This window comes from Nocardioides luteus, from assembly GCF_014648595.1.
GTDB classification, from domain to species: Bacteria; Actinomycetota; Actinomycetes; order Propionibacteriales; family Nocardioidaceae; genus Nocardioides; species Nocardioides luteus.
The window spans coordinates 35,061-48,205 of the sequence record NZ_BMRK01000029.1 but is presented as its reverse complement, the minus strand read 5'-3'; the positions used below and the strand labels follow the sequence as shown (position 1 = coordinate 48,205).

General features: G+C 69.5%; 13 protein-coding genes. 11 read left to right on the top strand and 2 right to left on the bottom strand.

The features are described from left to right. Positions 1-356: HNH endonuclease signature motif containing protein (locus IEY81_RS22650; protein WP_189120763.1), on the top strand; the 356-nt coding region annotated here is incomplete at its 5' end. 546 nt (positions 357-902) lie between these two features. Here the strand turns inward: IEY81_RS22650 and IEY81_RS22645 are convergent. Beyond that, positions 903-1,814 carry a LysR substrate-binding domain-containing protein gene (locus tag IEY81_RS22645; RefSeq protein WP_189120762.1) on the bottom strand — a complete coding sequence of 304 codons (912 nt, stop codon included), beginning with the start codon at positions 1,812-1,814 and terminating at the stop codon, positions 903-905. A 121-nt stretch (positions 1,815-1,935) separates the two neighbouring features. Here IEY81_RS22645 and IEY81_RS22640 point away from each other — a divergent pair, with 121 nt between their 5' ends. The 10 genes from IEY81_RS22640 (at position 1,936) to IEY81_RS22595 (ending at position 11,953) form a co-directional block, all read left to right on the top strand. Beyond that, complete coding sequence (locus IEY81_RS22640; protein WP_189120761.1) at positions 1,936-2,931, top strand: tripartite tricarboxylate transporter substrate binding protein; 996 nt, start codon at positions 1,936-1,938, stop codon at positions 2,929-2,931. A 54-nt stretch (positions 2,932-2,985) separates the two neighbouring features. Further along, positions 2,986-3,516 (top strand): tripartite tricarboxylate transporter TctB family protein, encoded by a 531-nt coding sequence (locus IEY81_RS22635; RefSeq protein WP_229788095.1) that lies wholly within the window; start codon positions 2,986-2,988, stop codon positions 3,514-3,516. A gap of 12 nt (positions 3,517-3,528) precedes the next feature. Next, positions 3,529-5,058 (top strand): tripartite tricarboxylate transporter permease, encoded by a 1,530-nt coding sequence (locus IEY81_RS22630; RefSeq protein WP_189120759.1) that lies wholly within the window; start codon positions 3,529-3,531, stop codon positions 5,056-5,058. A 19-nt stretch (positions 5,059-5,077) separates the two neighbouring features. Beyond that, the gene (locus tag IEY81_RS22625; RefSeq protein ID WP_189120758.1) at positions 5,078-5,473 is read left to right on the top strand and encodes a universal stress protein; all 396 of its coding nucleotides are present in this window, start codon (positions 5,078-5,080) and stop codon (positions 5,471-5,473) included. Then, positions 5,470-6,741 (top strand): glucarate dehydratase family protein, encoded by a 1,272-nt coding sequence (locus IEY81_RS22620; RefSeq protein WP_189120757.1) that lies wholly within the window; start codon positions 5,470-5,472, stop codon positions 6,739-6,741. Before IEY81_RS22625 ends, IEY81_RS22620 begins: the two co-directional genes overlap by 4 nt. Positions 6,742-6,874: 133 nt before the next feature. After that, positions 6,875-8,077: a hypothetical protein gene (locus IEY81_RS22615; protein ID WP_229788094.1), complete on the top strand. Its 1,203-nt coding sequence runs from the start codon at positions 6,875-6,877 to the stop codon at positions 8,075-8,077. 5 nt (positions 8,078-8,082) lie between these two features. Then, on the top strand, positions 8,083-8,634 hold the full coding sequence (locus IEY81_RS22610; RefSeq protein WP_189120756.1) for a TRAP transporter small permease: 552 nt from the start codon (positions 8,083-8,085) through the stop codon (positions 8,632-8,634). A gap of 28 nt (positions 8,635-8,662) precedes the next feature. Next, positions 8,663-9,958 carry a TRAP transporter large permease gene (locus IEY81_RS22605; protein WP_189120755.1) on the top strand — a complete coding sequence of 432 codons (1,296 nt, stop codon included), beginning with the start codon at positions 8,663-8,665 and terminating at the stop codon, positions 9,956-9,958. A 130-nt stretch (positions 9,959-10,088) separates the two neighbouring features. After that, positions 10,089-11,135, top strand: a complete 1,047-nt coding sequence (locus IEY81_RS22600) for a TRAP transporter substrate-binding protein (RefSeq protein WP_189120754.1) — start codon at positions 10,089-10,091, stop codon at positions 11,133-11,135. Continuing rightward, on the top strand, positions 11,132-11,953 hold the full coding sequence (locus IEY81_RS22595; RefSeq protein WP_189120753.1) for an NAD-dependent epimerase/dehydratase family protein: 822 nt from the start codon (positions 11,132-11,134) through the stop codon (positions 11,951-11,953). The genes IEY81_RS22600 and IEY81_RS22595 overlap by 4 nt, the downstream gene beginning before the upstream one ends. Positions 11,954-12,026: 73 nt before the next feature. Here the strand turns inward: IEY81_RS22595 and IEY81_RS22590 are convergent. Beyond that, a partial coding sequence (locus IEY81_RS22590; RefSeq protein WP_229788093.1) for a hypothetical protein occupies positions 12,027-13,145 on the bottom strand: 1,119 nt, incomplete at its 5' end.

Sequence of the window (13,145 nt, the reverse complement as noted above, 5' to 3'; positions counted from 1 at the left end):
AGAAGATCACCGCCGCTGAGGCCCGCAGGATGGCGTGCAACGCCGACCTGGTGCCAGTGGTCCTCGGAACGGACTCCGAGATTCTCGACCTCGGCCGCACCGCCCGGCTGGCGCACCCGATCCAACACCGCGCACTCCGCCTACGAGACAAGTGCTGCCAAGCAGAAGACTGCGACGCACCAGCCGCCTGGACCGAAGCCCACCACCTCAAACCCTGGGGCGAAGGCGGCACAACAGACCTCGCAAACATGGTCCTGCTGTGTCCGAGTGACCATCATCGGATCCACGATCCGAACTACACCTATGACCGGCTTCCTGACGGGCAGATTCGGTTCAGCCGACGCGCCGATATCTGACCCCGCCCTGCGCTACCGGTGGTCGAGCTTGTCGAGACCCCTCGTCGAGCAACGCCGGCCCAGTCTGTTGCGCCCCTAGACCGATGTTCCGTAGAGGGTGGTCTCGACAAGCTCGACCACCGGGACGCCGGATCTCGACAAGCTTGACTACCGGTGGTGACCGTCGGTGCTTCAGTAGCGACGCGAGCGATCAGTGCACGACTGTGTTGGTGTCGACACGCCTACGCCTAGCGGCTCCGGCGGCTCGACCAGCGGAGGCGAGGGGTCCCTGCCCTGGCTCGACGTCGGCTCTTTCGAAGACTCATTCGCCCGCGCCACACCCCTCGCCGCCGCCCCGATATTGGCGGAATCCTTTTTTCGATCGGGTGCCGGGTCAAGGATGGCCGAAGGCCACCGCGCAAGCGGCGGGCGAAGCCCGTCCTTGACGCGGCGCGTGATCGAGAAACACTGAGAGATCGGGTCGGCGGCGAACCTGGGAACGAAAATCACAGTCGCTGATCGATGTTCGCTCGCGAGGTGGTCTCGACAAGCTCGACCACCGGGTGCCTAGCGGTTCATCTCCATGATCACGTCGAGCACGCGGCGTACGACTGGGCTTACGGAGCCGCGGGCCCAGATAGCGTGGAGCTCTACGGGGCGCTCCGGGTCTTTGTCGAGGCGGGTGTCGCCGCCGCCGTGCTCCAGGGGGCGGAAGACGACGTTCTCTACGTGGAGGGAGCGGGCTGAGGTGGGGACGAAGCCTACGCCGCGCTCGGCGGAGACGAGGAGCATGGCGGTGAGGACCTGGTGTACGCGTTGCTCGATGCGGGGGTGGGCGTTGGCGAGGAAGCGTACGGAGAGCTCGTGGAAGTAGCGGGACTGCTGGGGGTGGTAGCCGATGACGGGCTGACCCTCGAAATCTTGCGGGGTGAGCGGCCGGTCCAGGTCTCCCAGCGGATGTCCCTCCGGCAACACGGCCATCAGAGGCTCGCGGGAGACGACGCGGGAGGAGAGGAGCTCGGTGTCGAAGGGTGGGCGGGCGAGGCCGATGTCGAGCTCGCCGTGGCGGATGCCGTCGACCTGGGCGAGGGTGACGCGCTCGGAGAGGCGTACCTCGACGTCGGGCAGCTCCACCGTGAGACGGCGGAGAAGAGGGCCGAGGATGGAGATCGCCGAGACGGCCGTGAAGCCCAGTCGGACCACACCCGCGGCGCCCGCGTCGACCCGGCGGGCCAGGTCGCCGGCGCTCTCGACCAGGTTGAGCATGCGGTAGGCCTCGTCGAGGAAGGCCGACCCCGCACCAGTCAGCGCGACGCGGCGGTTGTCGCGCTCGAGCAGCTGCGCGCCGACGGCCTTCTCCAGCTTCTGGATCTGTCGCGACAGCGGCGGCTGGGTCATCTGCAGCCGCTCGGCCGCGCGGCCGAAATGCAGCTCCTCGGCGACCGCGACGAATGAACGCACCTGGTCGAGCGTGATCATTCGGCCAGGGTAGACCACGATGCACGAGGTGGAACACTCCATGCTGAAACGGGCTTGGACCGGTATCGCCGGTCACTCCTAGTGTCGGTGGTCACACGGCCACCAGGACCTAGGAGCAACGATGCGTACGACCACCCACCTTCTCGCCGCGACCGCCGGCGTCGCGGCCCTGGCCCTCTCCGCCTGCGGTGTCTCCAACACCGCCGGAGGCGGTGGCGACGGCGAGGAGTATCCGGCCGGCAACGTCGAGATGTACGTCGGCGCCTCGGCCGGAGGGTCCAGCGACCTGATCAGCCGCGCGGTCTCCAAGGGCCTCTCCGACGAGCTCGGCGCCTCCTTCCCGGTGATCAACCAGGAGGGCGCCAACGGCGCGCTCGCCGCCAACAAGGTCGCCAAGGCGAAGGCCGACGGCCAGACCATCGCGATCCAGAACGCGTCCCTCTTCGCGATCACTCCCCTCGCGGTCAGCGAGGACGAGGTGACCGACCTCGGCGACTTCGACGTCGTACAGGGCGTCTCCCGCGACGACTACGTGATGGTCACCGGCCCGAAGAGCGGCTTCACATCCCTCGACGACATCAAGTCCGCGAAGAAGAAGGTCACCTACGGCACCACCGGAGTCGGCACCGGTGCCCAGCTCTCCTGCGGTCTGACCTACGGCTCGGCCGGCGTCGAGGCCGAGGCGGTGCCGTTCGACGGCGGCGCCCCGGCGCTGACCGCGGTGCTCGGCAACCAGGTCGACACCGCCTGCCTCCAGGTCGGCGAGGCGATCGAGAACATCGAGTCGGGCAAGCTGACGCCGCTCAGCGTCTTCGGCCCCGAGCGGGTCGACTACCTGCCGGACGTACCGACCGCGAAGGAGCAGGGACTGGACGTCGAGGTCGCGCAGTACCGCTTCATGACCGTCCCGAAGGGCACCCCCGACGACGTCAAGGACGCGATCGCCGAGGCGATGCAGGCGACGTTCGAGACGAAGGCGTACCAGGACTTCAACAAGCAGAACAGCCTCACCCCGATGGAGATCCCGGGCGACGAGGTCGTCACCCAGCTCGAGAAGGACAAGAAGCGCTTCGCCGACCTGGTCGCGGAGTACGACCTCGACCTCGGTGCGAGCTGAGTCCCCGACGCACGAAGGCCCCACACACGAAAGCCCGACCCCGAAGGCATGACGATGAGCGACGAACGTACCCCGTCACCTGACCAGGACATCCTGGCCGAGATCCAGGCCGAGGTGGCCCAGGACCTGGAGGAGGAGCGTCCCCCGTCGGGCGGACCGTCCTACCAGGTCGTGGGTGCGCTCGTCGCTCTCGTCGTCGGCGTCGGCGGCGCGCTCCTCGCCTACGGCTACGGCCTGGGTACGCTGCGCCGACCCGGCGCGGGGATGTGGCCGTTCGTGGTCTGCATCGCCATCACCCTGATGTCGGTCGGGCTCCTCGTCGCCGGCCGCCGACTGGAGGACAGCGAACGGTTCAGCCGCTCCAGCCTGCTCCCCGCGATCGGTCTGGTCACCTTCATCGGGCTGGCTCTGCTGATGCCGGTGATCGGCTTCGAGATCCCGGCGCTGCTGCTCTGCGTGGTGTGGCTGAGGTTCCTCGGCGGCGAGTCCTGGCGCAGCACGGCCATCACCTCCGTGGTCACCGTCGCCGTCTTCTACTTCCTGTTCCTCTACGGGCTGCGCATCCCGCTGCCCCACCTGTTCTGAGCGGATATCCCAGTGGACGTCAACGCATTCCTCGACGGCTTCGGGCTCGTCACCGAACCGCAGAACCTGCTCTACTGCCTGATCGGCGTGCTCATCGGCATGCTGATCGGCGTGCTCCCCGGCCTCGGGCCGGCGGCCACGATCGCCATCCTGCTGCCGATCACCTACAGCATCGACCCGGTCTCGGCGATCATCATGCTGGCGGGCATCTACTACGGCGCGCAGTACGGCGGCACGATCACCTCGGTGCTCCTCCGGCTGCCGGGTGAGGCATCCTCGGTCGTCACCGTCTTCGACGGGTTCGCCCTCGCGAAGCAGGGCAAGGCCGGCACCGCCCTCGGCGTCGCGGCGATCGGCTCGTTCGTCGGCGCGACCGTCTCCATCCTCGGCCTCACCCTGGTCGCCCCGCTGATCGCCGGCTGGGCGCTGAGCTTCGGCGACCCGGAGTACGCGGCCCTCGCCCTGCTCGGGGTGCTGCTGGTCGCCACGATCGGGAACGGCAACAAGCTCAAGGCGATGATCGCGGCCGCGGTCGGCCTGCTGCTGGCGACCGTCGGCCGGGACAGCTTCAGCGGCGCCGAACGCTTCACCTTCGACAGCCTGCAGCTGACCGAGGGCATCGACTTCGTGGTCGTGGCGATGGGTCTCTTCGGTGTCGGCGAGATCCTCTACAACCTCGAGGAGCGCCACGGGAAGCCGCACGTACCCGCCGCAGTCGCCAACATCTGGCCCTCTCGCAAGGATCTCAAGCAGTCCTCGGGCGCCATCGGCCGCGGCTCGGTGATCGGTTTCGTCCTGGGCGTGCTGCCCGGCGGCGGTGCGGTGATGTCCTCCCTCGCGGCGTACGCAGCAGAGAAGCGGATCGCGAAGAGGCCCGAGCGCTTCGGGCGCGGAGCCATCGAAGGCGTCGCGGCCCCCGAGACCGCCAACAACGCCGCCGCGACCTCCTCGTTCATCCCGCTGCTCACGCTCGGCATCCCGGCCAACGCCTCGATGGCGATGCTCTTCGGCGCCCTGCTCATCCTCGGCATCTCCCCCGGCCCGCAGCTGGTCGAGGAGCGCCCGGACCTGTTCTGGGGCGTCATCAACTCGATGTACATCGGCAACCTGATCCTGCTCGCGCTCAGCATCCCGCTGGTCGGCATCTTCGTGCGGATCCTGCGGGTGCGGCCGGCGATCCTGGCCCCGATCACCGCGCTGATCACGATCCTGGGCGTCTACACGATCAACAACTCGACCTTCGACATCTTTGTGATGATCGTCTTCGGCCTGATCGGCTACCTGATGAAGAAGACCGGCTTCGAACCCGGGCCGATGGTGCTCGCCTTCGTGCTCGGATCGATCGTCGAGGACGGCTTCCGCCGCTCGATGCTGATCTTCGACGGCGACCCGACCGGCTTCTTCACCCGGCCGATCTCGGGCACCATCCTGGCCGCGTTCGTGCTGGTCGCGCTCTGGCCGGCGGCCAAGGCGCTCCTGGCCCGGCGCAAGACTGGGAGCGACGACACCTCCGAGCCCCACGTCCCCGCAGGCCACCGCTGACCGACGAAAGAGGCGCACCATGACCATCCTGATCGGCTACGTACCCACACCCGAGGGCGAGGCGGCCCTCGAGGCCGGGATCGCCGAGGCGGCGACCCACGGCGACGACGTCGTCATCGTCAACAGCGGGCGCCGCGGTGCCACCGTGGACGCCGACCTCGTCGACGAGCCCGCCGGCGCGGAGCTCGTCGCCCGGGCATCCGCGGCCGGGGTCGACGCCCGCGTCGACCGCTCCCTGCACGGCGCCAACGTCATGGACACCTTCGACGCACTGGTCGAGTCGACCGGCGCCCGGCTGATCGTGATCGGGCTGCGCCGCCGCTCCCCGGTCGGCAAGGCGCTGCTCGGCAGCGACGCCCAGCGCATCCTGCTCGACGCCACCGTGCCCGTCCTCGCCGTGAAGCCGGCCGCATGAGCGCCGGGTCCAGCCGCATCTCGAAGGTCGTCGTCACGCCGGTGGCGTTCGCCGACCCGCCGCTGCTCAACGTCGTCGGCGTCCACCAGCCCTGGGCACTCCGCGCGATCGTCGAGCTCCACACCGACAGCGGCCTGCTCGGCCTCGGCGAGACGTACGCCGACGAGGCCCACCTCGCCCGGCTCGAGGCGGTCGCTGCGGCACTGCCCGGGCACGACCCGTACGACACCCACGGCCTGCGGCGGCTCGTCGTCGACGTGCTCGGCCGGGAGACCGGCGGGGCGGGTGCGTCCTTCGGCGGCATGCTCGACGTCGACTCCGCCGTCGACACCGTCTACTCCCCCTTCGAGGTCGCCTGCCTCGACCTGGTCGCCCGCGAGGCCGGCCGGCCGCTGAGCGACCTGCTCGGTGGGGCCGTCCGCGAGCGGGTGCCGTTCAGCGGCTATCTCTTCTACAAGTGGGCCGGCCACCCGGGGCTGTCCGACGACGACTGGGGCGAGGCCCTGGACCCCGACCAGATCGTCGCCCAGGCCAGGCGGATGGTCGACGGCTGGGGCTTCGGGTCGCTCAAGCTGAAGGGCGGGGTCTTCGTCCCCGAGGAGGAGTGCGCCGCCATCGAGGCGCTGCGTGACGCCTTCCCCGACCTGCCGCTGCGGCTCGACCCCAACGGCGCCTGGACCCCGGAGACCTCCATCGAGGTCGCCCGGCGGCTCGTCGGCGTCGTGGAGTATCTCGAGGACCCCACCCCCGGGATCGAGGGGATGGCGCAGGTCGCGGCCCGCAGCGACGTACCGCTGGCGACCAACATGTGCGTGATCGCCTTCGAGCACCTGAAGCCGGCGATCGCGGCCGACGCGGTGCAGATCGTGCTCTCCGACCACCATCTGTGGGGTGGGCTGCGCCGTTCGGCGCTCTTGGGCGGCATCACGGACACCTTCGGGATGGGCCTGTCGATGCACAGCAACTCCCATCTCGGCGTCTCGCTGGCCGCGATGGTCCACCTCGCCGCCGCGACCCCCAACCTGACCTACGCCTGCGACACCCACTACCCGTGGAAGACCCAGGACGTCGTACGCCCCGGGGTGCTCGACTTCGTCGACGGCTCGGTCGCGGTGCCGACCGGGCCGGGCCTGGGGATCGAGCTCGACCGTGACCTGCTGGGCGAGCTGCACGAGCAGTACCTGAGCTGCGGGGTGCGCCGGCGCGAGGACACCGTCTACATGCGATCGATCGAGCCGGGGTTCACGCCGAACACGTCTCGTTGGTGACCGGTTCTCAATACCTTCACGGCATCGCCTTATGCGATATGTGGCTTGGACATGAATCGACGATCCTGGCAGTCTCCTGTGACCGGGGCCACAAATGGGCCCGGAACAGAACGAGGAGCAGGAGCTGCCACCGGTGACAGAGTTCGATGCAGGCGAGACCGGAACCATACCGGTCGTCGGCTATGCCTACCCGTGGGACGTCGTCGGCGATCCCACCTTCGCTGACCGGGCCCGCGGGCTCGGCGTCACGAAGGTCGCCCTCGCCGCGGCCTACCACACCGCGCGGGCAGCGACCCCGCTCCACCCGGAGCACCGCATCGTCGAGGCCCGCACCGCCGCGCTCTACCGGCCGGTGCGCGCCGAGGCCTGGGAAGGCGCCCGGGTGGTGCCCCCGGCCGCCACCTGGGTGACCGAGAACGGCTCCCCGGCCGCGGACCCGTTCGGCCAGGCCGCCGCCACCCTGGCCGACGCCGGCCTCGAGGTCGCCGCCTGGATCGTGCTCACCCACTCCACCCACCTCGGCGAGGCCGACCCCGAGCTCACCGTCGTCAGCTGCTGGGACGAGCCCTATCCCTACGCCCTGTGCGCCCGCCACGAGGACGTCCGCCGCTACGCGGAGACCCTCGCCGCCGAGGCCGTCCGCGACACCCCGGTCTCCACGGTCATCCTGGAGGCCTGCGGCCAGATGGGGTTCGGCCACGGCGGCCACCACGAGAAGACCGACGGCGCCTACGACGACACCACCCAGCAGCTGCTCTCGATCTGCTGCTGCCCCGCCTGCCGTGAGGACTGGGCCGCGCGCGGCCTCGACCCCGAGACCACCGTCGCCGCGCTGCGCGGAGCAACTGGAGTCGAGGCCACCGAAGCGGCGATCGACCAAGCGGCCCTCCACACGATCCTCGCCTCCCGCCACGCCGCTGCCGACGAGCTCCGCCGCCGGGTGATCGCCGCGGTCCGCGAGGCCGCGCCCGGCGCCACCGAGATCGCCCTGCACGCCCAGCCCGACCCCTGGGCGACCGGTGCCAGCCCGGGCCTGACCCCGACCACCGCCGACGACGTCGACCTGGTCGTCTCCTTCTGCTGGCCCACCACGGAGGCCTCGGTGGAGACCGGGCGCCGGCTGGTCGAGGCGGTCGACGGCAAGGCGGCTGCCGCTGCGTACGTCACCGTGCTCCCGCCCACCACCGAGGACGCCTTCGGCGGCCATGTGCGGGCGTTGGTCGATGCCGGGATCGACCAGATCCACCTCTATCACCTCGGGCTCGCGGGCGCGGACCGGCAGCACCTGCTCGCCTCGGCGACCGAGGTTCTCACCACCGCCGCGAGGACGGAATGACGGACATGAGCGCGAGCGACGCGACGAACGACGGGCCGAACGACGCGACGAAAGACGGGAACGAACCCTTCCGGCGCACCTGGCGCGCGGTCGACGCGGTCTTCGAGGTGCTCTGCATCCTGTGCCTGGTCGCCACGCTGCTGATCGTGCTCTGGCAGGTGTTCAGCCGCGAGGTGCTGAGCAGCTCCCCCAGCTGGAGCGAGGAGTCCGCCCGCATCCTGCTGGTCTGGATCGGGTTCCTCGGCGCCACGATCGGCTTCCGCGAGAGTGCCCACATCGCGGTGACCTTCCTGGTCGACAAGTTCCCCGTCGGGCTCCAGGCGGTCATCGGCCGCCTCGTCCAGGTGCTCCTGCTCGGCTTCGGTCTCTTCCTGGTCGTCCAGGGCACCCAGTTCGTCATCGACGCCCGGATGGCCACCCTCCCCGGCACCGGTCTCCCCCGCAGCGTCTCCTACCTGATGATGCCGGTCGCCGGCGTCATGGTCCTCCTCTACACCATCCTCCAGGCCTTCGGCGTCAGCACCCAGCGCTACTCCGAGTCCGACGAGACCGACTGAGCCGCACGGATAGACGGAGCCATCCCCCATGCCTATCGACCCACTCGCCATCACCATCCTGCTCGGCAGCTTCGCCGTCCTTGTCGTGCTCCGCGTCCCCGTCGCGCTGGCGCTCGCCCTGGCTGCCATCTTCGAGGCCCTCTACATCGGTCTCCCGCTGACGATCGTCGGCCAGCGGATGGTCGCCGGCCTCGACACGTTCGCCCTGCTCGCCATCCCGTTCTTCATCCTCGGCGGCGAGATCATGGGCGCCGGCGGCATCTCCCGTCGCCTGATCGCCCTGGCCGGGCTGCTCGTCGGCTGGGTGCGCGGCGGCCTCGGGATGGTCAACATCGGCGCCAGCACCTTCTTCGGCGCACTGTCCGGCTCGTCGGTCGCGGACGTCTCCGCGATCGGCTCGGTGACCATCCCGATGATGAAGAAGCGCGGCTACGACACCGACTATGCCGTGGCGGTCACCGTCTCCGGCGCGACCCAGGCGGTGATGATCCCGCCGAGCCACAACCTGATCATCTACTCGATGGCCGCCGGCGGGGTCTCGATCGGCGCGCTGTTCACCGCCGGCATCCTGCCCGGCATCCTCCTCGGCGCGGCGCTGATGGTGATGGCGTACGCCCTGGCGGTCAAGCGCGGCTACCCGAAGGAGGAGCTCGTCCCGATCAAGGACGTGCCCAAGATCATCGCCGACGGGCTGCTCAGCCTGCTGATGCCGGTGATCATCCTGGGCGGCATCCTCAGCGGCGTCTTCACCGCGACCGAGTCGGCGGCGATCGCCTGCCTGTACGCCTTCGTCCTGACCTTCTTCGTCTACCGCGACCTGCCGCTCAAGGCGATGGTCCCGATCCTGCAGAGCAGCCTGCGCACCCTCGGCGTGGTGCTGTTCATCATCGCCGCGGCCGGCGCCTTCGGCTACTTCCTGGCCTTCCTCCAGGTGCCGGCGCTGGCCACCGACGCGCTGCTCGGCATCTCCGACAACGTCGTCGTGGTGCTGCTGCTGATCAACCTGCTGCTGCTCGTCCTCGGGGCGATCATGGACATGGCGCCGCTGATCGTGATCATGACGCCGATCCTGCTCCCGGTCGCCACCGGCCTCGGGATGGACCCGGTGCAGTTCGGGATCATGCTCGTCTTCAACCTGGCGATCGGCCTGATCACCCCGCCGGTCGGCAACGTCCTCTTCGTCGGCACCGCCATCGGACGTACGTCCATCGAGAAGGTCATCAAGACCGTCGGCCTCTTCCTCATCCCCATGCTCATCGTCCTGCTGCTCATCACGTACGTCCCGTTCTTCTCCCTCGCGATCCCGGGCGTGCTGGGGCAGTGATCGGTCGACGAGTCACCACAGAAGCCACCACAGAAGCCACCACAGAAGCCGCCACAGAAGCCGCCACAGAAGTCAGTCAGAGAGTCACCAGAGAGTCATCCCAAGAAGTCACCGCTGAAAGGAACCAACCGTGAACCCCACATCCCCCCAGCCGGTTGCCCGGCGCTCCCTGTTCAAGGCCGGCGCCTTCGGCGCCGCAGCGGTGGCCGGCGGCCTCGCGCTCAGCGCCTGTGGCGGGTCGCTCGCCGGCAGCGCCAAGAGCGGCGGCACGAAGACCTTCAAGCTGGCCGAGACCCACCCCGACGACTACCCGACCACCCTGGGCGACAAGAAGTTCGCCGAGCTGGCCGAGAAGTACACCGACGGCCGGATCAAGATCCAGGTCTACGCCAACGCCCAGCTCGGCGAGGAGTCCGACGCCATCGAGCAGGTGCAGATGGGCTCGATCGAGATGACCCGGATCAGCTCGGCCCCGATGGGTGAGTTCGTGCCGGCGATGGGGCTGTTCAGCCTGCCGTACCTCTTCGACGACGCCGACCACCTGTGGCGCTTCCTGGAGAGCGAGAGCGGCAAGAAGCTGCTCGGCGAGGTGGACGGCGCCGGCTTCAAGGGCCTGGGCTACTACGACCCCGGCGCGCGCAGCTTCTACACCTCCAAGAAGCCGATCACGGCTCCCGCCGATCTGAAGGGGCTCAAGATCCGGGTCCAGCAGTCGCAGGTGCAGATCGACTTCATCAAGGCCCTCGGCGGCTCCCCGACCCCGATGGACTACGGCGAGGTCTACAGCTCGCTGCAGAGCGGTCTGCTCGACGGCGCCGAGAACAACGAGCCGTCCTACTACTCCGCCTCCCACTACGAGGTGGCGAAGAACTACACGCTCGACCGCCACATGCGCGTCGCCGAGGTGCTGCTGATCAACAAGGACGTCTGGGCCGGGCTCCCGGCCGAGGACCAGGAGGCTCTGCAGAAGGCCGCCGACGAGTCCGCCCCCTTCCAGCGCGAGAAGTGGGACGCCCAGGTCGAGTCCGACCTGGAGAAGCTCCGCGGCGAGGGTGTGAAGATCAACGAGATCACCGACCTCGCGCCGTGGCGTGCGGCCACCAAGTCCGTCATCGACAAGCACGGCGCCAAGCTCGGGACGTACCTCGACGCCGTCGAGGAGCTGCGTTCGGCATGACACAGGTCGTACTGATCACCGGAGCCAGCGGCGGGGTGGGGCGGCTGATGCGCAGTCGCCTCGCCCGTGAGGGGCGGGTGCTCCGCCTCCTCGACGTCGTACGTCCCGAGGCCCCTGCCGAGGGCGAGGCCGTCGAGGTCATCGAGGCGTCGGTGACCGACGAGGCCGCGATGCGCGCCGCCTGCGAGGGCGTGGAGGCGATCATCCATCTGGGCGGGATCAGCGTCGAGGCCCCGTGGGACGGCATCCTCTCGGCCAACATCGACGGCACCCGGGTGGTCCTGGAGGCGGCGCGCGACGCCGGGGTGGCGCGGGTCGTGCTCGCCTCGAGCAACCACGCCGCCGGTTTCTACGACCTCGAGGACGCCCCGGAGGGCGGTCTGCCCGCCGACGTCGCCTTCCGTCCGGACACCTACTACGGCGTCAGCAAGGTGGCGATGGAGGCGCTCGGCTCGCTCTTCCACGAGCGCTACGGCATCGACGTCACCTGCCTGCGGATCGGCTCGTGCTTCGAGAAGCCGTGGGACCGTCGCTCGCTGTGGACGTGGATGTCGCCCGACGACGGCGCCCGGCTCTTCGAGGCCTGCCTGGCCACCTCCGAGCCCGGGTTCCGGACCGTGTGGGGCATCTCCCGCAACACCCGCCGCTGGTGGTCGCTCGCCGAGGGTGAGGCCATCGGCTACCACCCGCAGGACGACTCCGAGGTCTTCGCCGCCGAGCTGCTCGGCGACGCGATCGACGACGGCCCGCAGGGGCCCGAGGAACGCCTGGCCGGCGGCAAGTTCTGCTTCACCCCGCTCGGGGAGCACCAGAAGTAGTCCCGTACCCCCATGAGGGAGCTGCGGCCCGCACCTGCGCGGGCCGCAGCTCCTTGTTGCGTCGCTCGATCCGTCAGGACGCTTCGGCGCGGATCAGCGTCCCGAGGTTCTCCACGAACGTCGAGGTGTTGATCAGCTGAGGCGGCTCGACCGGCTCGTAGGGAGGCACCGCGGGCGGGTTGTCGGACGGGTACGGCGAGGTGTCGAACCGGTCCCCGACGTGCTTGCTCATGTAGGCCTGCCCGTCGTAGGGGTGCCTGCTGCCCGGGCCGCGGAACGGGTTGGTGACGGCCTCGGCGGCGGAGAGCCAGTAGCCCTTCTCCGCCAGGTCGGCGATCACCTCCGCGACCTCGGTCTCCTCCGGCGCCTCCACCTCGTGGGACGTGTCACGGAGCAGCTCGAGCAGGCCGAGGTCGTGCAGCGAGAAGAACGGCGGCAGGTCGTAGGCCGGCCCTTCGGTCAGCGGTGACCGTGCGACCAGGTCGGCGACCTCGGCGTCGCTGAGCGCCTGCAGCCGGTCGTACTCGGCGCGAAGGCTCGCCTCGGAGACCGAGCGCCCGCCGGAGTAGTGGCTGAGCGTGTCGTGGTGGTCGTAGTCGTAGTAGTAGGCGCCGTTGACGATGTTCGAGCCGAACCGGTGCACGAAGAGCGCCCGGTCGGTGCCCGGCTCCACGAAGGTCGGGTGGGTCCGGTTGGCGATCAGCGGGTTCTCGGCGCGCTGCTGGTCGGTCAGCCGGCAGCCGGCCAGCCAGTCCAGCGCGGCGGGGACACCGTCGAGGAACGTACGGTCGCCGGTGAGCTGGAAGTAGGTGAACAGCTGCTCGACGTTGGTCTGCGTGGTGTGGGTGGTCAGCGCGCGCGGCTCGTAGGAGCGGCCGGCTGCCACTGCACCCGCGGGGCGGCCGTCCCGGTCCTCGGCGAGGTGCTGGAGACCCCAGCCTGCCTGCGGCGCGGACTGCTGCATGCGGCGTACGCACTCCATGGCGCGACGCACCGGCTCGACCAGGTCGTCGCGGCCGAGGGCGACGACGCACATCAGCAGCAGCTTGATGTTCTCGCCCAGGACGTTGTCGTTGAAGGTGACGTGCTGGGTGTAGTCGCCGTCGACCATCCCGGGCCGGGCGTCGTCGGGCAGCCACGAGGGCAGCTTCTTCGGCCACGGCATCTCGGTGGTCGCGCTCGGGTCGCGGGG

Excerpts from the sequence above, each read along its gene's own strand:
- IEY81_RS22645 (WP_189120762.1), bottom strand. The coding sequence starts at position 1,814 with ATGATCACGCTCGACCAGGTGCGTTCATTCGTCGCGGTCGCCGAGGAG.
- IEY81_RS22640 (WP_189120761.1), top strand. The coding sequence starts at position 1,936 with ATGCGTACGACCACCCACCTTCTCGCCGCGACCGCCGGCGTCGCGGCC.
- IEY81_RS22635 (WP_229788095.1), top strand. The coding sequence starts at position 2,986 with ATGAGCGACGAACGTACCCCGTCACCTGACCAGGACATCCTGGCCGAG.
- IEY81_RS22625 (WP_189120758.1), top strand. The coding sequence starts at position 5,078 with ATGACCATCCTGATCGGCTACGTACCCACACCCGAGGGCGAGGCGGCC.
- IEY81_RS22620 (WP_189120757.1), top strand. The coding sequence starts at position 5,470 with ATGAGCGCCGGGTCCAGCCGCATCTCGAAGGTCGTCGTCACGCCGGTG.
- IEY81_RS22610 (WP_189120756.1), top strand. The coding sequence starts at position 8,083 with ATGAGCGCGAGCGACGCGACGAACGACGGGCCGAACGACGCGACGAAA.
- IEY81_RS22605 (WP_189120755.1), top strand. The coding sequence starts at position 8,663 with ATGCCTATCGACCCACTCGCCATCACCATCCTGCTCGGCAGCTTCGCC.
- IEY81_RS22595 (WP_189120753.1), top strand. The coding sequence starts at position 11,132 with ATGACACAGGTCGTACTGATCACCGGAGCCAGCGGCGGGGTGGGGCGG.